Source organism: Cupriavidus sp. 291-E7 (assembly GCF_057798835.1).
This window is the reverse complement of record NZ_JBYOJV010000022.1, coordinates 39573-63966: the sequence shown is the minus strand read 5'-3', so window position 1 is coordinate 63966 and position 24394 is coordinate 39573. Positions and strand designations below refer to the sequence as shown.

Here is a 24394-nt window from a genome sequence, read left to right as displayed (position 1 = left end):
ATTCCAGAGAGGCGCGCATCGAAGGCAGGACGCCAGCGATCAGACCTGCGTAATAAACTTCGTGACCAGATAGCCGTCGAAGGTCTCCTGGCCGCCTTCGCTGCCAATGCCGGAATCCTTGATGCCGCCGAACGGCGTCTCCGACAGCGCCATGCCGAAATGGTTGATGTTGACCATGCCGGCTTCCAGCCCGTTCGATACCTGATGTGCCGTCTTCAGCGAGTTCGTGAAGACGTACGATGCCAGGCCGAACGGCAGGCCGTTGGCGCGGCGCAGCACCTCTTCCGTATCCTTGAAGCGCGTCACCGGCGCCACCGGTCCGAACGGTTCGTCCACCATCAGCTTGGCGTCGTCGGGCAGGTCCGTGACGACGGTCGGGGCAAAGAAGAAGCCCTTGTCGCCGATGCGCGAGCCGCCGGCCACGATCTTGCCGCCGCGATGGTTGGCGTCATCCAGGAACTGCTCCATCGACGCGATGCGGCGCTCATGTGCCAGCGGGCCCATTTGCGTGCCGTCGTCGAGGCCGTTGCCAACCTTGATGGAACCGATTACCTCGGTAAAGCGCGCCAGGAAGCGGTCGTAGGCTTTCTCCTGGACGTAGAAGCGGGTCGGCGACACGCACACCTGGCCCGCGTTGCGCAGCTTGAAGCGGGCCAGCATTTCGGCCGCCGGCTCGATATCGGCGTCGTCGAATACCAGCACCGGCGAATGCCCGCCCAGTTCCATCGTCACGCGCTTCATATGCGCGCCGGCCAGCGCGGCCAGTTGCTTGCCCACGGGCACGGAGCCGGTGAACGAGATCTTGCGGACGATCGGCGACTCGATCAGGTACGTCGAGATTTCGCCAGGCACGCCCCAGACGATGTTCAGCACACCCGGAGGCAGTCCTGCATCGTGGAACAGGCGTGCCAGCGCGACCACCGCGCTGGGCGAGTCCTCGGGTCCTTTCAGGATCAACGTGCAGCCGGCGCCAATCGCCGCCACGATCTTGCGGATGGCCTGGTTGAACGGGAAATTCCACGGCGTGAACGCGGCGCAGACGCCAATCGGCTCGCGCACGACGATCTGGCGCACGGCGGGGTTGCGCGGCGGAATCACGCGGCCGTAGATGCGGCGGCATTCCTCGGCGTGCCATTCGGCATGCTCGGCGCAGATCGTCACTTCAGCCACGGCCTCGGCCAGCGGCTTGCCCTGGTCCAGCGTGATATCGCGGCCGATTTCCTTGGCGCGGGTGCGGGTCAGTTCCGCCACGCGGCGCAGGATGGCCGAGCGCTCCAGCGGCGAGGTCTTCTTCCACGTCTCGAAGGCACGCTGCGCGGCGGCCAGTGCGCGGTCCAGGTCCGCGGTGGTGGCGTGCGGCAGCTTGCCGAGCAGTTCCTGGGTGGCCGGATTGATGACGTCCTGCTCGCGCCGGTCGCCTCCCTTGACGAATTCTCCATCGATGTAGAGGGCGAGATCCTGGTACACCATGCGTGTCTCCTTAGCGGGTTGGGACGCCGGGCCGGCGGCCCGCGAACGATCGATCGGAAAACCGCAAGCTTAACGCTTCGGGAAGATGTGCGCATGGAGAAGCGTCGGCGGTCGATAATCGGCCGTGCCCGTCAGCGCGCCGCGCTGGCAGCGCCACGGCTGCCGTTCTAGACTGGCGGGTCCCGGAGTTCATTCATTGCTGCAGTGCGGAATATCTCAACCTGATGAAGCCAGACGCCAGACTGACCACCGGCCCGATCGGCCGGACGCTGCTCATGTTCTCGCTGCCCGTGCTGGGCAGCAACATCCTGCAATCGCTCAACGCATCGATCAATTCGATCTGGGTGGGCCGCTTTCTTGGCGAGTCGGCGCTGACTGCCACGTCGAACGCCAACATCATCCTGTTCTTTCTGCTGGGGGTCGTCTTCGGCATCAGCATGGCGAACACGATCATGATCGGGCAGGCGATCGGCGCGCGCGACATTGACGAAGCACGGCGCGTGGTGGGCACCAGCACCACGTTCTTCGTTGCGCTATCGGTGCTGGCGTCGGCGCTGGGCTTCGCCTTCACGCCGCAGATCCTGGCGGCCATGCACACGCCGGCCGATGCCGCGCCACTTGCGGTCATCTATCTGCGCATCATTTTCATCGCGCTGCCGTTCATGTATTTCTACAACTTCGTGATGATGACGCTGCGCGGCGCTGGCGACTCGCGCACGCCGTTCTATTTCATGTTGTTGTCCGCGGTGCTGGACGTTGTGCTGAACCCGCTGCTGATTTTTGGCGTGGGGCCGCTTCCCGCATTGGGCATCGCCGGTTCCGCGATGGCCACCCTGATCGCACAGCTCACCAGCCTTGCGGCGATGATCGCGCTGCTATACCGGCGCAAGCATTTCCTGCTGCTGCACCGCTCTCAACTCGCGCTGCTGAAGCCCGATGGGGCCATCCTGCGGGCGCTGGTGGCCAAGGGCCTGCCGATGGGGCTGCAGATGGTCGTGATCTCGTCGTCGGCCATCGTGATGATGTCACTGGTCAACACCCACGGGTCGCAGACCACCGCCGCCTACGGCGTGGCATCACAGTTATGGACCTATGTACAGATGCCCGCGCTGGCCGTAGGCGCGAGCGTATCGTCGATGGTCGCGCAGAACGTTGGGGCGGGCCTGTGGGCGCGTGTGTCGCGTGTCACGCAGGTGGGTCTGATGTTCAACGTCCTGATGACGGGCGCTCTGGTGGCGCTGATCTACCTGTTCAACCGCCATTCGCTCGGCATCTTTCTGGGCGACGACGGCGTGGCCATCGAGATCGCCCAGCATATCAATCGTGTGGTGCTCTGGTCGTTCATCCTGTTCGGCTTCACGATCGTGGTGTTTGGCACTGTTCGCGCCACGGGCGCCGTGATGGCGCCGCTGGTGATCCTGTTCGTATCGATGTGGGTCATCCGGTTGCCGTTCGCATGGTTGCTTGGCCCGCGGATTGGCGCGGAATCGATCTGGTGGAGCTTTCCGCTGGGTTCCGTGGTGTCAGTCGCGCTGGCCTTCCTGTACTACCGGTATGGCAACTGGAAGCGCAGCCATATCCTGCCGGCGGCGGTGGGGCAGGCTCCGGACACGAGCATGGGAACGCCATGCGAGGACGCCGACGTGGAGGCGGTTCGCTAGCCCAGGGCGCGCCGCTGTCTCCATCCGGGAGTGGCGCGCAAACAGCCGTCATACGTAGCGCAACGCATACACACATCCGACGGCATTTCATATGACTACACATACGACCTCTACGCCGGGTCCGATGCCAAGGCTGTAAGCCAGCAGAAAGCTCCGCGCCCCTCTTGCGCCGCATCCCCGCCTCACTGCGCAATCTTTCCTTTCATGATGCTTTCGGCCTCGTCTTTCAATTGACTTTCATCGCCCCGGAAAATATATCACAACATGATGTAAGTGCTCCGGAGTGCATACGTATGGGGAATCGGGAAATACCCTGAACCCCAGACAAATGAAAGGCACCTGAAAGATCGCGTTCTTATCGTTCGCTCCATCGCGTCGAACGTGTCTGCATTCGCGCGTTCGCGGCGTGGCGTGTCAGAGCCGATAGGCCACGCGGTACCGCTTTCACAACTTTGAGGAGAATCGTTTTGCGCATACGCAGCCAAAAGGACTTTGCCTCCGGCCTGATGTTCGTCCTGGTCGGTCTGGGCTTTTCCTTCGTCGCGCGCGGCTATTCAATGGGAACAGCCGCCAAGATGGGTCCCGGATATTTCCCGTTCCTGCTCGGTCTCGTGCTTGCATTGCTGGGCGCGCTCGTGACGATCGGGGCTTTGTCGTCCAAGGGCGAGGAAGACCAGCTTGCCCGCTGGGATCTGAAGATCCTGTTGTGGATTCTCGGTTCCGTCGTGTTGTTCGGCTTGTTGCTCAAGCCGCTGGGCATGGTGCTGTCGGTGTTCGTGCTGGTGATCGTGTCGTCAATGGCCAGCCATGAATTCAGCTGGAAGGGCGCGCTGCTCAACAGCGTCGTGCTCGTGCTGATCAGCATGGGTGCGTTCGTGTACGGCATCAACCTGCAGATGCCGGTGTGGCCTGCCTTCATCACCGGCTAAGGAGTCGCCCCAAATGGAATTGTTTGAACACCTTGCCTTGGGTTTTTCCACGGCACTGACCCTGCAGAACCTGGCGTACGCGTTCCTGGGCTGCGTGCTCGGTACGCTGATCGGCGTGCTGCCGGGCCTCGGGCCTCTGGCCACGATCGCAATGTTGCTGCCGGTGACGTATTCGCTGCCGCCGGTGGCCGCACTGATCATGTTGGCGGGTATCTACTACGGTGCCCAGTACGGTGGTTCCACCACCGCCATTCTGGTGAACCTGCCCGGTGAATCGTCGTCCGTGGTGACGACCATCGATGGCTACCAGATGGCACGGCGTGGCCGGGCTGGTGTGGCGCTGGCCACCGCCGGTCTGGGCTCGTTCTTCGCCGGCTGCGTGGCCACGCTGATCCTGGCCGCCTTTGCAACGCCGCTGTCGGAACTGGCGTTCAAGTTCGGCCCCGCCGAGTACTTCTCGCTGATGGTGCTGGGCCTGATCGGTGCCGTGGTGCTGGCTTCCGGCTCGCTGCCGAAGGCCGTGGCGATGATCGTGCTGGGCCTGCTGATGGGCCTGATCGGTACCGACGTGAACTCGGGCGCCGCGCGCTTCTCGTTCGACGTGCCGGAGCTGACCGACGGCATCGACTTCGTGGCGCTGGCGATGGGTATGTTCGGTTTCGCGGAAATCATCGCGAACCTGGAACAGAAGGAAGCCCGCGAAACGTTCACGAACAAGGTGACCAACCTGTTCCCGACCAAGGAAGACTTCAAGCGCATGATCCCTGCCGTGCTGCGTGGCACGGCACTGGGTTCGGCGCTGGGTATCCTGCCGGGCGGCGGTGCGGCACTGGCTTCGTTTGCAGCGTACTCGCTGGAAAAGAAGACCTCGAAGTTCGCGCACGAGTTTGGTAAGGGCGCTATCGAAGGCGTGGCAGGTCCGGAATCGGCGAACAACGCCGCCGCACAGACCTCGTTCATTCCGCTGCTGACGCTCGGTATTCCGCCGAACGCCGTGATGGCGCTGATGGTGGGTGCGATGACGATCCACAACATCCAGCCGGGTCCGCAGGTGATGACCAGCAACCCGTCGCTGTTCTGGGGCCTGATTGCCTCGATGTGGATTGGCAACCTGATGCTGATCATCCTGAACCTGCCGATGATCGGTATCTGGGTGAAACTGCTGACCGTGCCGTACCGCTTCCTGTACCCGGCCATCCTGACGTTCTGCTGCATCGGCGTCTATTCGGTCAACAACCAGACTTTCGACGTCTTCATGGCGGCTGCCTTCGGCGTGATCGGCTACCTGTTCCTGAAGCTCAAGTGCGAGCCGGCTCCGCTGCTGCTGGGCTTCGTGCTGGGACCGATGATGGAAGAGAACTTCCGCCGTACGCTGCTGCTGTCGCGTGGCGAGTTCACGGTGTTCTTCACCCGTCCGCTGTCGCTCGGCCTGCTGATCGCGGCAGCCGCGCTGGTGGCCGTGGTTGCGCTGCCGTCCATCAAGGCGAAGCGCGAAGAAGCGTTCCAGGAAGAATAACGCTCCGTGGCGTTCCTGAACTACCGCGCCACTTCGGTGGCGCGCATCTAGCAAGCTTTCGGGGTGCCATACGTGCACCCCGTTTTTTTAGTATTCCAGGACAAAGAGAGGCCCGGCCGCAACCAGCGATCACGGGCTGCGCACGATGATCAGAATTCCCGCACCTCTGGCTGCGTCACCTGCGCCTATGAAAACACCTTCACTCGACCGGATCGTTTCCCGGCTCTACGTGCTCAAGCTCGTACAGTCCAGCCCGTCAACGGTGTTCCACCTGATGGAGCGCCTGCGTGAGCGCGGCATCGACAAAAACATCCGTGCTCTGCGGCCGGTGCTACGCAGCCTGATGATGGCACGCGCGATTACCGCGGAGCTGGTGGAAGGCAATGGCCGCGTGTACACGATTACCGACCAGGGCCGGGCGGAGCTTGACGCCTACCTGTCGCATCTCGATGTGTTGAAGAGCGACGTCGAATGATGTCGCGGTTCTTCCGTGCATGAAAAACGCCCCGTGCCGCAAGGGCATCGGGGCGATCGCCGGCGAGCCGGTTGTTACCGCGACTACTGCTGCGTGACCAGTTCCTGGGCCGTCGCGTCGCTGGTATTGCTCTGCGCCACCAGCACCTTGATCTTGTTCGGGACCACGGCGCCAAAGCCGTCCGCCGGGATCGTCGTGATCAGCCAGTCGGCGTTCTTGTCGATGGTCAGCGCACCCGAATCGAAGATGACGGTCTTGGTGCCCGCCGTAGTGATGCGCAGGCGATAGGTGCCGCCGTCCACATACTGCGAGTCCTGTCCTGAAGCCGGCACGGCGTTCTTGTACTGGACCGCCGCCATGTTCGGCTGCACCGAGTTCAGATCGACTGCCGGGGTGGTCAGGTACACGTCAACGTTCTGCGCGTTGATCGAGGCATTGAACGTCCGCACGCGGGCCGAGGTGGAAATGATCCCCTTGCCATACGGATCGTCGATCTGCGCGACGTCAGCCGACGTGGTGCCCGGCAATGCGATCACCGTGTACTTGTGGCCCGTATGCGCATCCACCGTGGTTGCGCCGATCTGCGTGGCAGTGCCCGCGAGATTGACCGCGAAGAGATTGTTGCCGGTGGATACGTCGAAGTAGCCCGAAACCGTTTTGTAGGGGATGTTCTTCAGGGCGGTCAGCGCGCCATTCTGCAGCACGTCGACATTGGGACCAGCCGTGACTGCATGGATCACGCGCACCGCCGGCTTGCTGACGCCGATGCGGTCATCGATGCCGTCGTCGCCGCCACCGCACGCTGCCAATACCGCGGTCGTTGCCAGTGCGAGTCCCAGAATGATTCTTTTCCTGAATTGCGTCATGTGTTCACCTCTTTTTCCGTTGGAAGTCAGGGAGCGAGCGGGACATGCGGGCTACGACGGAGCTAGTGAAACCGGCGCTCTGCTGCCGGTTCCAGCTGGCAGCCTTGTGTGATTGCGCTAGCCTTGATGGAACGATAGGCATCCACGAAAAACGGAGACAGACGCACGGCTCCGAATTCGATGTCGGAGGAGTCCGACAATTTGGTTGCAGACCTGACACACGTCCGTGCGTTTCAAACATGTAGTTCTTGCAAAGCGCGTCAGGGGCGTGTCATGAGGCCAATGCGCGTGCGAGCGCGAGCCTCGCGTGCGTGAGCATCGGTCGCGCGCGGTGACAGCGATACGCGGGCCGCTACGTCAAACGCGGCCCGCCTTGAAAAAAACTGCAGGTTAGCCGTAACGGCCGATGCGTCGTGACGTGCGGTAGGGGCAGGTCACGGAGAAGATGTCGCGCGGGCGACGACGCGGAATCGTCTGTCTCGCAGAATGCGTGCCATGCCGGCAGGGGCGTTGGCGTGTGTCGCCAGCGAGTATGCGTACGCAAGGTGCGTACGTAACCGCGCCCGCCCGTGCAAAAACTACACCATCACCACCTGGTTGCGTCCATTGCGCTTGGCCTGATACAGGCCTGCATCGGCCGCTTCGACGAGCTTGCTGAAGTTGCTGTCGCCGTCGGGCACCATGACCGCGCCGCCAATGCTGACCGTGACGAATCCACTCGTCGGCGATCCGCTGTGCGCGATGCGCAGCGTTTCGATCGAGCGCCGCACTTTCTCGGCCAGCAGGCGCGCGCCGCCGGGCGAGGTGGCGGGCAGGATCATCGAGAATTCCTCTCCGCCGAAGCGCGCGGGCAGGTCGGCTGGCCTGGCGCAATTCTCGCGGATCACGGTGGAGACGCGGCGCAGCACTTCGTCGCCGGCCACGTGGCCATAGGTGTCGTTGTAGGCCTTGAATGCGTCCACGTCGATCATCAGCAACGCGAGCTGCGTCTGTTCGCGCTGCGCGCGCTTCCATTCGGCGCCGAGGTATTCATCGAAATAGCGCCGGTTGGATAGACCTGTCAGGCCATCGGAATTGGTCAGGCGCTGCAGTTCGAGGTTGGTCTCAAGCAATTGCTGCTGGCTCTGGCGCAGGGCGCGATACGCCTCATCACGTTGCAGCAGGTTCAGGTACGAGCGCGAGTGGTAGCGGATGCGGGCCACCAGCTCGATCGTATCGGGCAGCTTGACGAGGTAGTCGTTGGCGCCCGCCGAAAAAGCGGCGCTCTTCATCGTGGGTTCTTCCTTGGTGGAGAGCACGATGATCGGAATGTCGCGTGTGCCAGGATTCTCGCGGTAGCGGCGCACCAGCGTCAGGCCATCGGTGCCGGGCATGACCAGGTCCTGCAGGATCACGGTTGGCTGGGTGCGCTCGGCTACCGCCACCGCCTGCTCGGGGTCCGCGCAATAGTGGAAGTCGATGTCGGCTTCGCCCGCCAGTGCGCGCCGGATGGCCTCGCCGATGATGGCCTGGTCATCGACCAGCAGAACCATCGCCAGGTATTCGTTTCCGGAGGCCGATGGATCGGCCGCATTCCCATTTCTAGGCATTTCCTCTTACCCCTTGTGTCTTGTTGTCTCCTGGCCGCCGCAGGCCCGGACCAGCCGTGGCGCGATACGCGACAGCGGCAGAATCTCCTGGGCCGCGCCAAGCGTGGCGGCGGCCTTTGGCATGCCGTAGACGGCGCTGGTGGCCTGGTCCTGCGCGATGGTCAGGAAGCCTCGGTCGCGCATGGCCTTCAGGCCCTGGGCGCCGTCGCGGCCCATGCCGGTCAGCAGTACGCCAACGGCCTCGCCGCGCCAGTGTTCCACCACGCTTTCGAAAAACACGTCGATGGAAGGGCGGTACAGGTAGTCGCCCGGCTCGGGCGTGTAGGCCATGCGTGCGCCAGTCACCAGCCGCAGATGGTCGTTGGTGCCTGCCAGCAGCACTGCGCCGGCCTGTGGCGTTTCGCCGGCACGCGCGATGCGCACCGGCAGCGGGCATTGCGCGTCGAGCCATTCGGCCATGCCTTGCGCGAACGCTTCATCGACGTGCTGCACAGCCACCACCGCGGCGCCGAAATTGATGGGCAGCGCGCCCAGCAGCGCGGACAGTGCCGCCGGGCCGCCCGCCGATGCGCCAATCGCCACCAGCCGTGGCGCGGCCGGCGCGGACGATGCGGCAGCCAGCGTGTGCGGGGTTTGCGCGCGGCCGCCCAGCAGGCGCCCGATATTGCGGATCTTGCGCAGCAGCGGGCCGGCCGCCAGCGTCGCATCGGATTGGGTCAGCGTGGGTGTGTCCACCGCATCGATCGCGCCGTGTCCCATCGCGTCGAACACCTGGTTTGCATTGCGGCCCAGGTCCATCGTGACGACGACAATCGCGCACGGTGTGGCCGCCATGATGCGGCGCGTGGCTTCCACGCCGTCCATGACGGGCATCAGCAGGTCCATCAGGATCAGGTCGGGCGTTTGCGTCGCGGCCATCTGCACGCCCTGTTCGCCGTTGCCGGCCACCCAGATGATTTCCAGCGTACTGTCCAGCGCCAGCGCGCGGCGCAGCGCGGCGACGGCCAGTCCGGAGTCATTGACGATGCCGATCTTCATGTACGTGCCTCGCCGATCAGGTCCCGCACGGCATCGAGCAGCGCGGTATCGTGGAAACTGCCCTTTGCCAGGTAGTAGTCGGCACCGGCCTGCATGCCGCGCTCGCGGTCCTGCTCGCGATCCTTGTACGACACGATCATCACCGGCAACTGGGCCAGCCGCGCGTCGCCACGGATGCGGGTCACCAACTCGATGCCGTCCATGCGCGGCATGTCGACGTCGGTGATAACGAGGTCGAACGGCTCCGCGCGCAGCACGTTCCAGCCGTCCATGCCATCGACGGCCACACTCACGTCGTAGCCGCGCCCGGCCAGCAGCTTGCGCTCCAGCTCGCGCACGGTCAATGAATCGTCGACCACCAGCACGCGCCTGCGACGCACAGCCGTGGCATCGGCGCCGGCCTGGCGCACGCGTTCGATGCGGCCTTCGGACACGAGCTTCTCCACCGAGCGCTGCATGTCTTCCACATCGAAAATAAGCACCGGTGTGCCGTCATCGGTCAGGCTACCGGCCGCAATGTCCTTGATCTTGCCCAACGCCTGGGCAAGCGGCTGGACGACCAGCATGCGTTCGCCAAGCAGGCGGTCCACGGCGATGCCATAGACGCGCTCCTGCTCGCCGATCACCACCACCGCTACCGTGTCGCCTTCGCTGGGCGGTTCAGGGCGCTGCAGGATCTGCGCGGCACTGACCAGCCCGACCGGGCGTCCCTCGTGCCGGAAGTGCTGGTGCCGTTCGGTCTGTTCGATCGCGTCGCGTGGCACGCCGACGGCGCACTGCACCAGTCCAAGCGGAAAGGCATAGGCCTCGCCCGACACCTCCACCAGCAGTGCGCGCACGACTGACAGCGTAAGCGGCAGCTCAAGGTGGAAATGCAGGCCGCTGCCGGGCTGCTGCGAAAGTTTCAGGTTGCCGCGCACGGCGCGCACCATGTCCTGCACCGCATCGAGCCCGACGCCACGGCCCGAGACTTCGGAGACGGTCTCGCGCAGGCTGAAACCCGGCAACAGCAGGAATTCCAGCAATTCGGCCTGCGACAGCCGTGCCGCCGTGTCCGCCGGTGACAGGCCACGGCGCACGATGGCGGCACGCAGCGCCTCCAGGTCCACGCCCGCGCCATCGTCGAAGATCTCGATCACAAGGCGGCCGGCGCTGTGGCGGGCCAGCAGCGTGATACGGCCGGCCTCGGGCTTGCCGGCTGCTTGGCGCGCTTCGGGCAGTTCGATGCCATGATCGACGGCATTGCGTAGCAGGTGGGCTAGCGGCGCATCCAGCTGCTCCAGGATGTCACGATCGACCTGTGTTTGCTCGCCCGACAGCACCAGATGGACTTGCTTGCCCAGCGTGCGTCCCAGATCGCGCACCATGCGCGAGAACCCGGTGATGCCATCCGACAGCGGACGCATGCGGCACGACAGCGCCGTATCGTAGAGCCGGCGCGACAGGCGGCTGGAGCGATGTTCGTACTGGTCGAATTCCTCAACGCGCTGCGATAGCTGGCTCTGGCCGTCTTCCATCAACTGGCGCAGTCCGGCCAGTGCGGCGCGCATGCGCGGCACCGAGCCATCGGGAGCGTCCAGCAGCGCCTGCACGCCATCGAGTGCCTGCAGCGCGCGCATCTGCTGGCGGCGCGACTGCTGCATGGCACTGCCGAACGGCCGCAGCCAGTGCGATTCGACCAAGGCCTCGCCAGTCATCGCCAGCAGACGGTCCAGACGATCGGCGTTGACGCGCAGCATGCGTTCATGCACATCGGCCAGCGGCTCGGCGGGCCCCATCGGCTGCACGGCGGGCGCGACTGTGTCCAAGGCCGGGGCCGGCGTGGCATCCGGTTCGGCGGTCGCTGCCGGAGGCGAAGGCGCCAACTGGGGCACTGGCGGCGCGGGAAAATCGCCGTCGAGCAGCCGGTTCATCTGTGTGACCCACGCATCGATTTCGGCAAGGCCATCGAGCTCGGGCCAGTTGATATTGCCGCCCGGCGGGTGCCCGATGCGCTGCAGCAGGTCCGTGCCTTGCAGCAGGGCATCGATATGCGCGGCGGACAGCACGATGCCGCCGCGCTGGGCTGCGACCAGGCAGTCTTCCATGACATGCGCCACGCGCACGCCGCCGTCCAGTCCGACGATGCGCGCCGCACCCTTGAGCGAGTGCGCGGCGCGCATGCAGGCTTCGAGATGCGTGGCCGCGGCGGGATCGCGCTCCAATGCCAGCAGGCCCGCGTTCAGCACCTCGGCCTGTGCGTCGGCTTCGAGTGCGAACAGGTCCAGCATCGACGCATCGCGCAATTGTTCGGGATTCATGCCAGGCTCCGCGATAGCGCCAGGCGCAACAGCTCGGCATCGAGCAGCCCCACGCTGTGGCCGCCGTGCTCGAACAGCGACTGCGTGTAGCGGGCGGAGGCGCGCGTCAGCGTGGCGGGCAGCGGCAGCAGCGCGCTGTGCGGCACATGCTCGACGCCTGCCACTTCGGCCACCGGTAGCGCCAGCGCATTGCGTCCCTGTCCCAGGATCAGGAATCGGGTATCGCGCTGGTCTTCAGCCGGGGCGCCGCCGCCGAACAGCAGCGCCAGCGACACACAGGTCAGCAGCGTTCCGCGTACCGCGGCCACGCCGATCAGCGCGGCATGGCGGCGGTGTGGCAATGAATGCACGGGCGCGGGTGCTGTCACTTCGCCGAGGGCGCCGGTCGGTAGCGCCAGCCATTCGTCGCCCACGCGAAAGATCAGCAGAGATTGGCCCGCGTCGCGTTCGCCGTCGGCCGGCGCATCGGCGCCGTCGGCCGCGGTGTCCCACAGGCTGCCGGCGGCAAGCGAGTCGAGCACGGTGACAGCGGCTTGCGCATAGACCGGGCAGTTGCGGCAGCGCAGGTAGGTGGCCAGTTGCGGGCAGGAGCGGTCGCCGCCGGTGCCGATGCGGCGCCAGCAGTCGTCCACGGTGCCTGCGACCAGGCCGGGCAAAGTAGCGGGAGAAGTGTTGACGATGGAATCAGCCATGACTCAGTCGGGCATGACGCTGGGCGCGCTCGCGCAGCCGATGGGCGCCGGAGGCATCGCCCTCGCTGTCGAGCAATGCAGCCAGGTGGTAGAGCGCTTCCTCGTGGCCGGGGTCGAGATACACCGCCTTGCGATAGGCGGCATGGGCATCGGCGATATGGCCGGTCGCATCGTGCAGCACACCCAGCAGGCACCAGCCATCGGCCGAGGACCCGTGCTGGGTCAGATATAGCTCGCACGCGGCCGTGGCCGATTCGAGCTCGCCACGGTCGGCCATGCCCGAGATCGCTGCCAGTGGATCGTGTGGCGCGGATGCGGCAATCGGCGTCGCCACTGTGGCCGCCATCGGCATGCGGACGCGCGGGGCGGGGGCGCGATGTACTGGCACGGTGCGACTCGCGGCGGCGGCCGGTTGCCAGGCGGGTGCGGCCGATGCCGCAGGCTCCTTGCGGGCCGGCTCGGGATGAAATGCGAAGGCCAGCGGCACACCGGTGCTGGCCAGGCCTTCGCGGGTCAAGAGGCTGGCTTCGGCCGGCCCCACGAAAATCAGGCCGTGCGGCAATGTCAGGCGGCGCAATGTCTGCACTGCACGCTGCTGGGTAGCCGGATCGAAATAGATCAGCAGGTTGCGGCAAAACACGAAATGGTAGGGCGCCTCACCGGCCAACAGGGCTGGCCCCACGAGGTTGTCCTGCAGCAGTCGCACCTGCGCCCGGACCTTCTCCGACAACTGGTAGCCCGTAGGGGAGGGGGCGAAATAGCGGTCGCGGAAGTCGAGCGGTACGCCGCGAAACGCGTTGCTGCCGTACAGCCCGGTGCGGGCGCGTTCCAGTGCGCGGGCGCTGACGTCCACCGCGTCCACGCGAAAACGGTCGGCGGGGAGTCCCGCATCAAACAGCGCCATCGCGATCGAGTACGGCTCCTCGCCGGTCGAGCATGGCACGCTGAGCACGCGCAGCAGGCGCTCACCGTCGCCAAACACGCGCTGGGCGGCAAAGCGTCCCAATGCCAGCAAGGCTTCGCGGTGCCGGAAGAACCACGTCTCGGGTACCACCACGGCTTCGATCAGTGCCTGCAGCTCATCGGGCACGACATGCAGCAGGTTCCAGTACGCCGCCGGATCGGGCGCGCCCACGGCAAGCCGCCGCTCCTCGACGGCGCGCGCGATGACCGTCGGGCCGATGGCCGCCGCGTCAAGGCCGATCCGCTCCTTGAGCAGGGTCTCGATCTGCGTGGGGGGATGGGGCAGGTCCGTCATGCGGGGCTTGCCTCGGGAAATAGCATCGTGTGCACGGCGTCGGGCAGCAGGTCGGCCACGCGCACCCATTGAATGAGTCCGCGCGCATCGTGCCGAACCGGGCCAAGATAGCGCGCCTGGCCCGGATCGATGCCGCCATCGACGAATGACGCCGGATCGCATCGCAGCGTATCGGTGGCATATTCGAGCCGCAGCCCCAGCAGGCGCGCGGGCGCGTTGCCTTCCGGACGCTCGCCGGGGCGGCGGTAGTGCACCAGCACGGTTCGCGTGCTGGTACGTGCCGCGGCGGCCGTGCCCGTGGCCAGCGCAGTCATGTCGATCACGGGCACCGGTTGTCCCCTGCGCACCATCAGGCCCGTGACCCACGACGGTGCGCCGGGAATCTGCTTGGTGGCGGTCAGCGGCAAGACTTCGGCCACCTCGGCACTATCGAGCGCGTAGTAGTCGGAGCCGATTCGGAACAACAGGAAGAGCGCCATGACGAGGAGCGGCGGGTCCGCTCAGACCTTGAAACGCGAGACGCCGCTGCGCAGTTCGTTGGAAACCAGCGTCAGCTCGTCGATGGCCTGCCCCGACTGGCGCAGCGATTCCACCGTCTGCTGCGCCGCCTCGGACAGCTGCATCAGCGCCTGGTTGATCTGCTCGGCGCCGCCGGCCTGGGCCTGCATGCCTTCGTTGACCATCTGCACGCGCGGCGCCAGCGACTGCACCTGGCCGATGATCTGCGAAAGCTGGTCGCCCACCTGCGTCACCTCGGACATGCCGCGCCGCACCTCCTCCGAGAACTTGTCCATGCCCATCACGCCAGCGGCCACGGCGGACTGGATCTCGCGCACGATCTGCTCGATGTCGTAGGTAGCCACGGCGGTCTGGTCGGCCAGGCGGCGGATCTCGGTGGCTACCACGGAGAAACCGCGCCCATATTCGCCGGCCTTTTCGGCCTCGATCGCGGCATTGAGCGACAGCAGGTTGGTCTGGTCGGCCACGCGGGCAATGGTGGTCACCACCTGATTGATATTGCCGGCCTTCTCGTTGAGCGTGGCCAGGCGGGAGTTGACCGACCCGGCCGCCTCCATCACATGGTGCATGGTGCCTTCCATGCGCGACAGGCCGACCTGGCCCGTACCGGCCAGCCCGGCAGTCTGCTCGGCGGCGTGAGAGACCTCGTTCATCGTACGTACGAGGTCGCGCGAGGTGGCCGCGATCTCGCGCGAAGTGGCGCCGATCTGCGTGGTGGTGGCGGCGGTTTCGGTGGCCGTGGCCTGTTGCTGGCGCGCCGTAGCGGCAATCTCGTTGACTGAAGTCGTGACCTGGATCGCCGAGCGCTGGGCCTGGCCGACCAGCGTGGTCAGTTCACCGGACAACTGGTTGAAGCCTTGCTCGACGGCCTGAAATTCGTCGCGGCGGTTCAGTGCCATGCGCTGGCGCAGGTCGCCGCCGCGCATCGCGGTCAGCAGCGAGACGATCGAGCGCATCGGGCTGTTGATGGCGCGCAGCAGCAGCCAGCCGCAGACCAGGGCAGCCAGCACGGCGAAGGCCAGCGCGATCTCGATGCCGGTCTTGGCCGAGCTTACCGAATCGACGATGCCCGCCGCGGCGTGGTCGTTGACCTGGGCATTGTCGTCGACCAGTTCCTGCAGCGCCTTGCGGCCGTCGGCCCAGATCTCGTGGGCGCTACCGCGCAGGGCAGCCTCGGCGGCGGCGGTGTCCTTCCAGCGCGTGGGATCGAGGTAGGGCTGGGCAGCCTGCTCATATCTGGCGCGAATATCGAGGAACGCCCGGAAACGGGTGCGATCCGCTTCGCGCTGGATGGAATCGGAATAGAGCTTCTGCAGTTTGTCCAGCCGGCGGCTGGCGTCTTCGGTCTGGGTCAGCAGCTTGGCGCGCTGTGCCGGGTCCGATGCGGTAACGGTCTGCCAGGCCAGCACGTAGATTTCACCCCAGACGCCGCGCATGCCGGCGCTGTAGTTCAGGCCCGGCAGCGCATCGGTGCGCATGACCGTGGTCTCGTGCTCGATGGCGGACAACCGGTTATAGGCCGCCACGCTCATCAGCGTCATGACCAGCAGTATGAAGGTGAAGCTAGCCAGGATGCGTGTGCGGATGGTCCAGTGGTTCACGGTCGATGGTATCTCTCGTTGGGCCGGACACGGCCGGCGGGACCGGCCTTGGCCGTCAGCCAGGGCCTCCACCCGGATGGGGGAAAATCCCTTCCCGATGGGTGGTAGGCGTTTGCGGCGTAGGGTACTGTAACGTCCGGGCCATTTCAACGGCGGACCGATTCCCGCCAGCCCGCGCCGTTGCGCGGCGCGCGACGCCAAATTGAAGCGCTTGCTTTTTTCAAGGTTTTCGTCACACTTGCCAAATAGCTTGAGCGGGAAACATGTTCATCACAACTGATAGGACAGGGATGGTGGCCAAGTCGGAGGCACAGGCGACTGGCGCCTTGCCGCCGGCGGACCTGGATCCGCTGACCGGCGTGGTCGTCCGCCAGGCATTCTTGAAACGGGTGGAAACGCGTCTGCTAGGCGAGACGACGCCCCGCTTCGCCCTGTTATTGGTCGGCATCGACGATTTCCGTGCATTCAATGACATGCACGGCCACATGGAAGGCGACACGATCCTGCAACAGGTGGCCCGTCGCCTGCGCGATGCATCGCCGCGCGATGCCGTGGTCGGCCGGGTAGGCGGGGACGAGTTCGGCGTGCTGCTGACCTCGATTTCCGACCCCACTCTGGTGCGCCACGTGAGCGCCGCCATCCTGTCGATGCTGTCGGCTCCCTACGAATTGAACGGCAACCGCCATCACGTGCTGGCCAGCGTGGGCGCGTGCGTGATGCCTGCCGGCGGCGATAGCACGGCCGACGTGCTGGCGGCCGCCAGCTTGGCACTGGCCCGGGCCAAGCACGACGGCGGCCGTACCATCCGGTTCTTCAAGCCCCAGATGCGGGCCGACGTGACGACGCGCCTGTCGCTCGTCCAGGCTTTGCGTGAAGCCTATGCCCAGCGCCAGTTCGAGTTGCTGTACCAGCCGCAGGTGGACCTGCGCGACGGCCGCGTGGTGGGTGCCGAGGCGCTGATGCGCTGGCGCCATCCCACGCTTGGTTTGCTGACGCCGGCCGCGTTCATCGATGCACTGGCCGCCAGCAGCGTGGCCGCCGACGTTGGCATGTGGCTGCTGCATACGGCTTGTGCCCAGGCGCGGGCGTGGTCGCTGACCTTTCCCGAGGCTCCGCGCGTGGCCATCAACCTGTTTGCCGCCCAGTTGGCGGAAAGCCGGCTGCTAACCGAGGTGCGCCACGTGCTGCGCGCCCTGGAACTGCCGCCGGACCGGCTTGAGATCGAAATCACCGAAACCATCGCCCTGCAGCAGGGCGATGAAGTTTCTGACCAGCTCCAGGCGCTGCGCCGCGATGGCGTGACGCTGACCTGCGACGATTTTGGCACCGGCTATGCGTCGCTGAGTTTCCTGAAGACGTTTCCGGTGGACCGGCTCAAGATCGACCAGTCCTTTATCCGCAATGTCACCCAGGACAACGTGGACGCCGCCATCGTCCGCTCCGTGATCAACGTTGGCCAGAGCCTGAAGATCGGTGTGGTGGCGGAGGGCGTGGAGACCGCCGAGCAGCGCGACTTCCTGCTGGCGAACGGCTGCATCGAGGCACAGGGCTACCTCTACGGCAGGCCGATGCCGGCCGACCGACTGACCGACTTCCTGCGCAACCAGCCGCGCTGACCGGCGCCAGGACGGCGCGGCGCAGGCATTGCTGCGCCGCGACATAGATCGCGCAACACCCGCCAACGGCGCGCTTTCGGCCCATATCTGCAAGACTTGTATCCGGCTTTATCCCGCAAGCCTTGGCAGGCCTGGCGGGAAATATGTGCTTACAAAGTCCGGTGCACAGGTCGGTCTTTCCGCCGTTATCCGATATACGGTGGCAAGCGGGTGCGTGCCGCCAAATTACCGGCACGGCCCGCTGGACTCAGGTATTAGATCATGCAACCCCGTTATCGCTTCGTACTCGTGCCAACCGCCATCGGGCTGGCTGTGCTGCTTGCACAAGGGCATGCCCGTGCACAGGACTACAACCCCGGCGTGCCGCCTGGCTACATGCAGCAGGCGCCCGACGACGCCAGCGCCAACGTCCTTGGTGACCCATCCGCCGCAATGGCCGACCCGCCGTCGCGCATCGCCACGGTGACCGACATGGCGGGCGGGCTCAGCTTTGCGCCGGCCGGCTCCGACGAATGGGCGGCCGTGGGACCGAACCGGCCGATGACCACGGGCGACCGGCTCTGGGTGGACCCGGGCGGCCGCGCCGAACTGCACGCCGGCACGACGGCGGTGCGGCTGGGCGGTGGTACAGCCGCCACGATCCTGAACCTCGACGACCGCGCTACCCAGGTAAAGCTCACGCAGGGCACGCTGCAGCTGCGCGTGCGGGCGCTGCCCGCCGACCAGCAGGTGGAAGTGGACACGCCCAATCTGGCGTTCGTGCCGCGCGAGCCGGGCGATTACCGGATCGACGTTTCGCCTGATGGCACCACCACGCTCGTGACGATGCGTCATGGCAGTGCCGTGCTGTATGGCGATACGCGCTCGATCGAGCTGAGCCGCGGTCAGCGTATGCGTTTTGCCGGTACCGACCTGGCCGATGCCGGACCGGGCAATTACCCGCCGCCGGACAGCTTCGACCAATGGGCCGCCGCCCGCGATGCGCGCGAGGATGCCTCGCCGTCCGCGCGCTATGTACCGCCCGACATGACCGGCTATACGGCGCTGGACGACTATGGCGACTGGCAGCAGGACCCCGGCTACGGCGCGGTCTGGTTTCCGCGCACCGTGGCGGCGGGCTGGGCACCCTACAGCGCGGGCCACTGGGCATGGGTGGCGCCGTGGGGCTGGACCTGGATCGACGACGCCCCTTGGGGGTTTGCGCCTTCGCACTATGGACGCTGGGCATACTTCGGCAGCCGCTGGGGCTGGGTGCCGGGTCCGGTGGCAGTGCGGCCGTGCTATGCGCCGGCCGTGGTCGGCTTCATCGGCGGCGCCAGCATCCGCATCGGCAGCGGGCCGGGCGTGGCCTGGTATCCGCTGGGGCCGCGCGATGTCTATCGGCCCGTGTACCGGGCCAGCCCCCGGTATGTCACACGCATCAACAACATCACGGTCAACAACACGTGGATGCGCGGCGGCGACCGGGATCGCTGGATGAACCACAACGTGCCGGGGGCGATCACGGGCATGCCTTCACGCAATTTCGTGGAGGGGCGTCCCGTGCCGCGTGGCAGCCATCGTGACGAATGGCGCCAACTGCCAGTGGGCGAAGGTCGTGGCGGACCGATCATGGCGCCGGTCAAGGCCAGCCTGATTGGTGGCGGCGCACGGCCGCAAGGGCTGCCGCCGATGGCGCGGCAGGGTTTCGAGCGCCAGGCCATCGCGGCCCATCAGCCGGGGCGCATCGGCAGTGACGATCTGGCGCGCCGCTTTGCACGCGAAGGCGGAACGGCCGGCGCGGGGGCGCCGTGGCGCGGACCGGCACCCGGTGCGGACAATCGCCGTCCGGGCCAACCGGGCAGGGACGACGGCCGGCGTGGATCGCAGGCCCAAGCCATGCCGTGGCAGCCCGATGTGCGCATGAGCCAGGCAGCGCAGTCGGCGCGCGGACCGGGGAATCGGCCCGACCAGCCGCGAGCCGGAATATCGGACGCCCAGCGCCAGCAGTTCGAGCAGCAACGCCAGTTGCAGGACCAGCAACGGCAGGGCGCTGACTTCCAGCGCCAGCAGCAACAGGCATTGCAGCGCCAGCGCGACGATCAGCAACGCCAGCTGCAGGATCAGCAGCGGCAGGGGGCGGACTTCCAGCGCCAGCAACAGCAGGCGTTGCAACGTCAGCGCGATGATCAGCAACGTCAGTTGCAGGATCAGCAACGGCAGTCGCAGGACATGCAACGCCGCCAGCAGTTCGACCAGCAGCGTATGACGCAGGACCAGCAGCGCCAGCTCGACGAACAACGCCGTGACGCGATGAACCGCCAGCAGTTCGATCAGCAACGCCAGCAACAGGAGCGTCAGCAGCAGGACATCCAGCGCCAGGCGCAGCAGCGCCAGGCGCAGCAGCGCCAGCAGCAGTTCGACCAGCAACGCCAGCAACAGGAGCGCCAGCAGCAGGACGTTCAGCGCCAGGCGCAGGAACGGCAGCAGCAGTTCGACCAGCAGCGCCAGGCGCAGGAGCGGCAGCAGGCGGATATGCAGCGGCAAGCCCAGATGCGCGACCAGCAGCAGCGACAGCTCCAGGATCAGCAACGTCAGCAGATGGAGAAGCAGCGTCAGCAGGCGGCACAACGCCAGCAACTGGAGCAGGCGCGCCAGTTCCAGGAACAACAACGGCAGCAGTTCGAGCAGCAGCGGCAGCAGGCCATGCAGCGCCAGCAGATGGAGCAACAGCGCCAGGCGCAGGAACAGCAGCGGCATATGCAGGAGCAGCAGCAACAGCAGCAGCGGCAGGCTCAGGAGCAGCAACGCCAGTTCCAGGAGCAGCAACGCCAGCAACAGGAGCGGCAGCGGCAACAGCAACAGCAGCAGCAACAACAGCAACAGCGGGCCCAGCAGGAGCGGCACGCGCAACAGGCGCGTAACGAGGACCGCCGCTAGCCTCATCGCGGGTGGTTGGCCTGCTGTGGCAGCGTCCAAAGACAAAGGGCGTCCGGTCAAACCGGACGCCCTTTGTTTCTCTCCACTTACGTTTTTTTCTAACTGCCACTTCGATGCTGGCTGCCCGCCAGCGGGGTAACGCCCCTCCGCCTCTCTCCCTTCCTGGCCGGCTATCCGGCCGTCCGTCTGGTTTTTACTTCGCAAGCTCCGACAGGCGCACCGGCTCGATCTTGCCCTTCTGCACCCAACCCACCACGGTATCGGCCAGCGAGCCGCCCTTGGCGTCGATGCCGTCGACTTCATTCGGGTTCACGTCCTTGGGCAGCGCCTTCACCGCGTCGGGCATCTTGGCGCGAATCGCGGCGGCGTCCGTGGTCGTGCCGGCCAGCTTCATCGCATTGGCCAGTGCCCACGTCATCGTGTAGTTCAGCGACATTTCCGTGGTGGCGTCGCGGCCATCATGTAGCTTCTTGTAGCGCGCGTTGTATGCCTGCGCGGCGGGGCGCGCGTCGTTGACCAGCGGCATCACGCCGATCGATCCTTCCAGCATGGCCAGCCCATTGGTGACCTTGGACATTTCGTCCATCTTGGCCTGATCCATGATGATGAAGCCACCCTTGAAGCCGAGTTCGCGGGCCTGTTTGACGACCAGCGCCGTCGGTTCGGACGGGCCGCCCACGAACATCACGTCGGGTTTGTCGGCGATGGCGCGCGACACGCCGGTATAGAAGTCCGTTGCCTTGGTGTACGACATCGGGTTGTTGCCCACCACCTTGCCGCCAGCGCCTTCCCAGGCCGGCACGAACGCCTGCACCCAGGCCTTGGCATAGTCGTGGTCGGCAGGTACCAGCGCCACGTTCTTGCCATAGCGCTTCATCTGCGCCTTGACGAACGGTTCGATATAGCCGGTGTAGGCGGGCGGGATGCGGATCGTGAGCTTGTTGCCGGCGTCGGTGATGCGCGGCACGCTCGAATAGGCCATGACCAGGAATTTCTCCTGCTCGTTGAATGCCTGCAGCGCGAAGATGCCGCCCGAATGCGGAACGAAGACCGCCGGCGTCTTGTGCTGCTGCACCAGCCGGCGTGCATTGATGGCGGCTTCCGCCGGTGCGTACTTGTCGTCGAGCGCGACGACTTCGAGTTTCACCTTCTTGCCGCCTACCTGCAGGCCAGTGGCGTTGATCTCGTCGACGGCCATCTGGATGCCGGAAAGCACGTTCTTGCCATAGAGCGCGGCACCGCCAGACAGCGGGCCCGTATAGCCGATCTTGACCACTTCCTGCGCCAGCGCAGGCGACGAGGCTATGAAGGCTGCCGCGGCGCAGGTGGCCAGCGCGAAGAAGCGACCCAATGTCTTTTGCTGCATGTGCTGTCTCCTTTGGATTTTTGTGTGTATCGATTGCTTTCTTCCCTCTCCCTCTTGTGCGGGAACGGGAACAAACCACGGGTAAGGCGGACGGAACCTCACCCGCCGATGTACGCCTTGCGAATGCCCTCGTCGTTCAGCAACGTGTCACGATCGCCCTCCATCACGATGCGGCCGCTTTCGATGACATACGCACGATGAGCGATACCCAGCGCCGCGTAGGCGTTCTGTTCGGCCAGCAGCACCGTGGTGCCGGCGCGGTTGATCCGCTGGATAACCTCGAACATCTGCTTGACCACCAGCGGGGCCAGCCCCAGCGATGGTTCGTCGAGCAGCAGCGCGCGCGGCCGGCCCATCAGTGCGCGGCCGAGCGCCACCATCTGCTGCTGTCCGCCGGACAGCGAGCCGGCGGGATCATCCTTCTTCTGCCGCAGGATCGGGAACATCTCGTAGACCTCTTCCAGCGTCGTCCTGATGCCCGCGCGATCGCGGCGATGCACGTAGGCGCCGAGCGTCAGGTTCTTCTCGACGCTCATCGCCGGAAACAGCTTGCGGCCCTCGGGGCAGTGCACCAGTCCGGCCTGCACGATCTGCGACGGCTTCATGCCGCCCAACTCGCGGCCATCAAAGCGCATGCTGCCGCCGTTGGTGCGATGGATGCCGCTCATCGCCAGGAAGATCGAGCTTTTGCCGGCACCGTTGGCGCCGAGCAGCACCACGAGTTCGCCAGCCTTGGCGTGCAGCGTGATGTTGTCGAGGGCGCGGAAGCTGCCGTACGACAGCGAGACACGTTCAAGCTGCAACATGGTCGGCTCCCAGATAGGCTTCGATGACGCGCGGGTCCTGCTGGACCTGCGCGGGCGTGCCATCGGCGATTTTCTCGCCGTAGTTGAGCACCATGATCTTGTCGGCCAGCCGCATGATCATGTCCATCTTGTGTTCGATCAGGCAGACCGTCTTGCCGTGGCGCACCATCTTGCGGATCAGTTCGGCCAGGCCGACGGTCTCCTCGGGGTTCACGCCGCCGGCCGGCTCGTCGAGCAGCAGCAGCTCGGGGTCAGTGGTCAGCGCCAGTGCAAAGGCCACGCGCTTGCGGGCTTCCTGCGTGATATCGGCGGCCACCTCATGCGCCAGGTGCGACAGGCCGACGAAGTCCAGCGCGGCCTCGGCTTTTTCGCGGCACAGCTTTTCTTCCTCGCGCAGGCGTCGCGTGTTGAGCAGCACATCGACAAGGCCCGATTTCGTGCGCAGGCGGTGCCCGACGATCAGGTTGTCCAGCACCGTCGCGCGGTCGAACAGCGACGTGGCCTGGAACGTACGGGCCACGCCCAGCCGCGCAATCTGGTCCGCGCGCAGGCCGGCCACATCCTGGCCCTTGAACAGGATCTGGCCAGAGGAAGGCGCGTGCGTGCCGGCAATCAGATTGAAGAACGTGGTCTTGCCCGCGCCATTGGGGCCGATGATGGCGTTGATGTGGCCGGCTTCGAACGTTACGGAAACATCGTGCACGGCAGTCAGGCCGCCAAATTTCTTCGTCAGGTTGCGGATCTCAAGCATTCTCGGCTCCCGGGCGGGTGGTGGCGATCGGTTGCGCGTTACGCGCGGCGGCCAGTTGGCCACGGCGCTCCGCCGCAGCGCGGCGCGCCTGGCGCTTGAGGAACGATCCGACGATGCCGTCCGGTACAAAGATGATCAGCAGGATCAACACCGGACCGAACACCAGCATGCGATAGTCCTGCAGGAACTGCAGGGTCTGCGTGACCCAGGGCACCAGCACCGCGCCCAGCAGCGGTCCGAGCAGCGTGCCCGTGCCGCCTACCAGCATCGACATCACCATGTCGAACGTGAAGTCCGTGCGTGCGATGTCGGGGCCAAGAAAACGCACCTGGCCCGCGTACAGCGCGCCGGCAAATCCGGCATAGGCCACCGACAGCACGAACGACAGCACCTTGGTTCGCATCAGGTTGATGCCCAATGCCTCGGCGAGCGCATCGCTGTTGCGCACGGCCATGAAGCTGCGGCCAAGCAGCGAGCCGACAATGCGATGCATCACGAACGTGCCCACGGCCAGGAAGGCCAGCACGAGGTAATACTGCGACTGCACGCTATCGAAAGCGATCGGTCCGATCGATGCGGGCACCGGGATGCCAATCAGGCCCACCGCGCCATGCGTGAGGCCCTCCCACTTTTCGATCACCAGATAGATGATGTAGCCCACGCAGAGCGTGAAGATCGAGAAGTAGTGCCCCTTCAACCGCAGCGACACGATGCCAACGCCGTAGCCCAGCACCATGCAGACCACGCCGGACAGCGCAAAGGCCAGCCAGAACGGCAACTGGTGATCGACGGTCAGGATGCCGAGCGTATAGGCGCCGATGGCCATGAAGCCGCCATGTGCGAGGTTGAGCTGGCCCGTGTAGCCGGTCAGCAGATTCAGGCCGAGCGTGGCGATGGCCGTGATGAACGCGAGCGTCATCACGGTCAGGAAATAGCTGTTGGGTACGACCAGCGGGAACGCGATGGCGGCGGCGAGCAGCAACGCCCAACCTGTCTTGCCTTGCAGTGCTTTCATGTCGGTG

Annotated in this window: 19 protein-coding genes; 6 read left to right on the top strand and 13 right to left on the bottom strand. The window is 65.5% G+C overall.

Annotated elements, in window-relative coordinates; genetic code table 11:
- Positions 1–39: 39 nt before the first annotated feature.
- On the bottom strand, positions 40–1467 hold the full coding sequence (locus tag AC3FLX_RS28315; protein WP_488700678.1) for an NAD-dependent succinate-semialdehyde dehydrogenase: 1428 nt from the start codon (positions 1465–1467) through the stop codon (positions 40–42).
- 227 nt (positions 1468–1694) lie between these two features.
- On the opposite strand from AC3FLX_RS28315, the gene AC3FLX_RS28310 reads away from it, so the two are divergent.
- The 4 genes from AC3FLX_RS28310 (at position 1695) to AC3FLX_RS28295 (ending at position 6051) form a co-directional block, all read left to right on the top strand.
- Positions 1695–3131, top strand: a complete 1437-nt coding sequence (locus AC3FLX_RS28310) for an MATE family efflux transporter (RefSeq protein WP_488700640.1) — start codon at positions 1695–1697, stop codon at positions 3129–3131.
- A 467-nt stretch (positions 3132–3598) separates the two neighbouring features.
- Entirely contained in the window at positions 3599–4060 is a 462-nt protein-coding gene (locus AC3FLX_RS28305) for a tripartite tricarboxylate transporter TctB family protein (protein ID WP_488700639.1), read from the top strand.
- Between the two features lie 13 nt (positions 4061–4073).
- The gene (locus AC3FLX_RS28300; protein ID WP_488700638.1) at positions 4074–5576 is read left to right on the top strand and encodes a tripartite tricarboxylate transporter permease; all 1503 of its coding nucleotides are present in this window, start codon (positions 4074–4076) and stop codon (positions 5574–5576) included.
- A gap of 187 nt (positions 5577–5763) precedes the next feature.
- Entirely contained in the window at positions 5764–6051 is a 288-nt protein-coding gene (locus AC3FLX_RS28295; RefSeq protein ID WP_488700637.1) for a helix-turn-helix transcriptional regulator, read from the top strand.
- 83 nt (positions 6052–6134) lie between these two features.
- Here the strand turns inward: AC3FLX_RS28295 and AC3FLX_RS28290 are convergent, their stop codons facing one another.
- The 8 genes from AC3FLX_RS28290 to AC3FLX_RS28255 all read right to left on the bottom strand — a co-directional run bounded on the left by AC3FLX_RS28290 (position 6135) and on the right by AC3FLX_RS28255 (position 15914).
- Positions 6135–6917, bottom strand: a complete 783-nt coding sequence (locus AC3FLX_RS28290) for a DUF4397 domain-containing protein (protein WP_488700635.1) — start codon at positions 6915–6917, stop codon at positions 6135–6137.
- A gap of 578 nt (positions 6918–7495) precedes the next feature.
- Positions 7496–8506, bottom strand: a complete 1011-nt coding sequence (locus AC3FLX_RS28285; protein WP_488700634.1) for a diguanylate cyclase — start codon at positions 8504–8506, stop codon at positions 7496–7498.
- Between the two features lie 6 nt (positions 8507–8512).
- Complete coding sequence (locus AC3FLX_RS28280; protein WP_488700633.1) at positions 8513–9544, bottom strand: chemotaxis response regulator protein-glutamate methylesterase; 1032 nt, start codon at positions 9542–9544, stop codon at positions 8513–8515.
- Positions 9541–11844 (bottom strand): hybrid sensor histidine kinase/response regulator, encoded by a 2304-nt coding sequence (locus tag AC3FLX_RS28275; RefSeq protein WP_488700632.1) that lies wholly within the window; start codon positions 11842–11844, stop codon positions 9541–9543. Before AC3FLX_RS28275 ends, AC3FLX_RS28280 begins: the two co-directional genes overlap by 4 nt.
- The gene (locus AC3FLX_RS28270; RefSeq protein ID WP_488700631.1) at positions 11841–12536 is read right to left on the bottom strand and encodes a chemotaxis protein CheW; all 696 of its coding nucleotides are present in this window, start codon (positions 12534–12536) and stop codon (positions 11841–11843) included. Before AC3FLX_RS28270 ends, AC3FLX_RS28275 begins: the two co-directional genes overlap by 4 nt.
- Positions 12529–13794 (bottom strand): CheR family methyltransferase, encoded by a 1266-nt coding sequence (locus tag AC3FLX_RS28265; RefSeq protein WP_488700630.1) that lies wholly within the window; start codon positions 13792–13794, stop codon positions 12529–12531. The genes AC3FLX_RS28270 and AC3FLX_RS28265 overlap by 8 nt, the downstream gene beginning before the upstream one ends.
- Positions 13791–14273 (bottom strand): chemotaxis protein CheW, encoded by a 483-nt coding sequence (locus AC3FLX_RS28260; RefSeq protein WP_488700629.1) that lies wholly within the window; start codon positions 14271–14273, stop codon positions 13791–13793. The genes AC3FLX_RS28265 and AC3FLX_RS28260 overlap by 4 nt, the downstream gene beginning before the upstream one ends.
- A 21-nt stretch (positions 14274–14294) precedes the next feature.
- On the bottom strand, positions 14295–15914 hold the full coding sequence (locus tag AC3FLX_RS28255; RefSeq protein WP_488700628.1) for a methyl-accepting chemotaxis protein: 1620 nt from the start codon (positions 15912–15914) through the stop codon (positions 14295–14297).
- Positions 15915–16204: 290 nt separating this feature from the next.
- Between AC3FLX_RS28255 and AC3FLX_RS28250 the strand changes: the two genes are divergently transcribed.
- Both AC3FLX_RS28250 and AC3FLX_RS28245 read left to right on the top strand, forming a co-directional pair.
- The gene (locus AC3FLX_RS28250; RefSeq protein ID WP_488700677.1) at positions 16205–17530 is read left to right on the top strand and encodes a putative bifunctional diguanylate cyclase/phosphodiesterase; all 1326 of its coding nucleotides are present in this window, start codon (positions 16205–16207) and stop codon (positions 17528–17530) included.
- A 261-nt stretch (positions 17531–17791) separates the two neighbouring features.
- Positions 17792–20449, top strand: a complete 2658-nt coding sequence (locus tag AC3FLX_RS28245) for a DUF6600 domain-containing protein (RefSeq protein ID WP_488700627.1) — start codon at positions 17792–17794, stop codon at positions 20447–20449.
- Between the two features lie 193 nt (positions 20450–20642).
- Here the strand turns inward: AC3FLX_RS28245 and AC3FLX_RS28240 are convergent, their stop codons facing one another.
- The 4 genes from AC3FLX_RS28240 to AC3FLX_RS28225 all read right to left on the bottom strand — a co-directional run bounded on the left by AC3FLX_RS28240 (position 20643) and on the right by AC3FLX_RS28225 (position 24387).
- Entirely contained in the window at positions 20643–21815 is a 1173-nt protein-coding gene (locus tag AC3FLX_RS28240) for an ABC transporter substrate-binding protein (RefSeq protein WP_488700625.1), read from the bottom strand.
- A 98-nt stretch (positions 21816–21913) separates the two neighbouring features.
- Entirely contained in the window at positions 21914–22621 is a 708-nt protein-coding gene (locus AC3FLX_RS28235) for an ABC transporter ATP-binding protein (protein WP_488700624.1), read from the bottom strand.
- A complete protein-coding gene (locus AC3FLX_RS28230; protein WP_488700623.1) occupies positions 22608–23372 on the bottom strand; it encodes an ABC transporter ATP-binding protein in 765 nt (254 codons plus the stop codon). Before AC3FLX_RS28230 ends, AC3FLX_RS28235 begins: the two co-directional genes overlap by 14 nt.
- Positions 23365–24387: a branched-chain amino acid ABC transporter permease gene (locus AC3FLX_RS28225; RefSeq protein ID WP_488700622.1), complete on the bottom strand. Its 1023-nt coding sequence runs from the start codon at positions 24385–24387 to the stop codon at positions 23365–23367. Before AC3FLX_RS28225 ends, AC3FLX_RS28230 begins: the two co-directional genes overlap by 8 nt.
- Between the last annotated feature and the right edge of the window lie 7 nt (positions 24388–24394).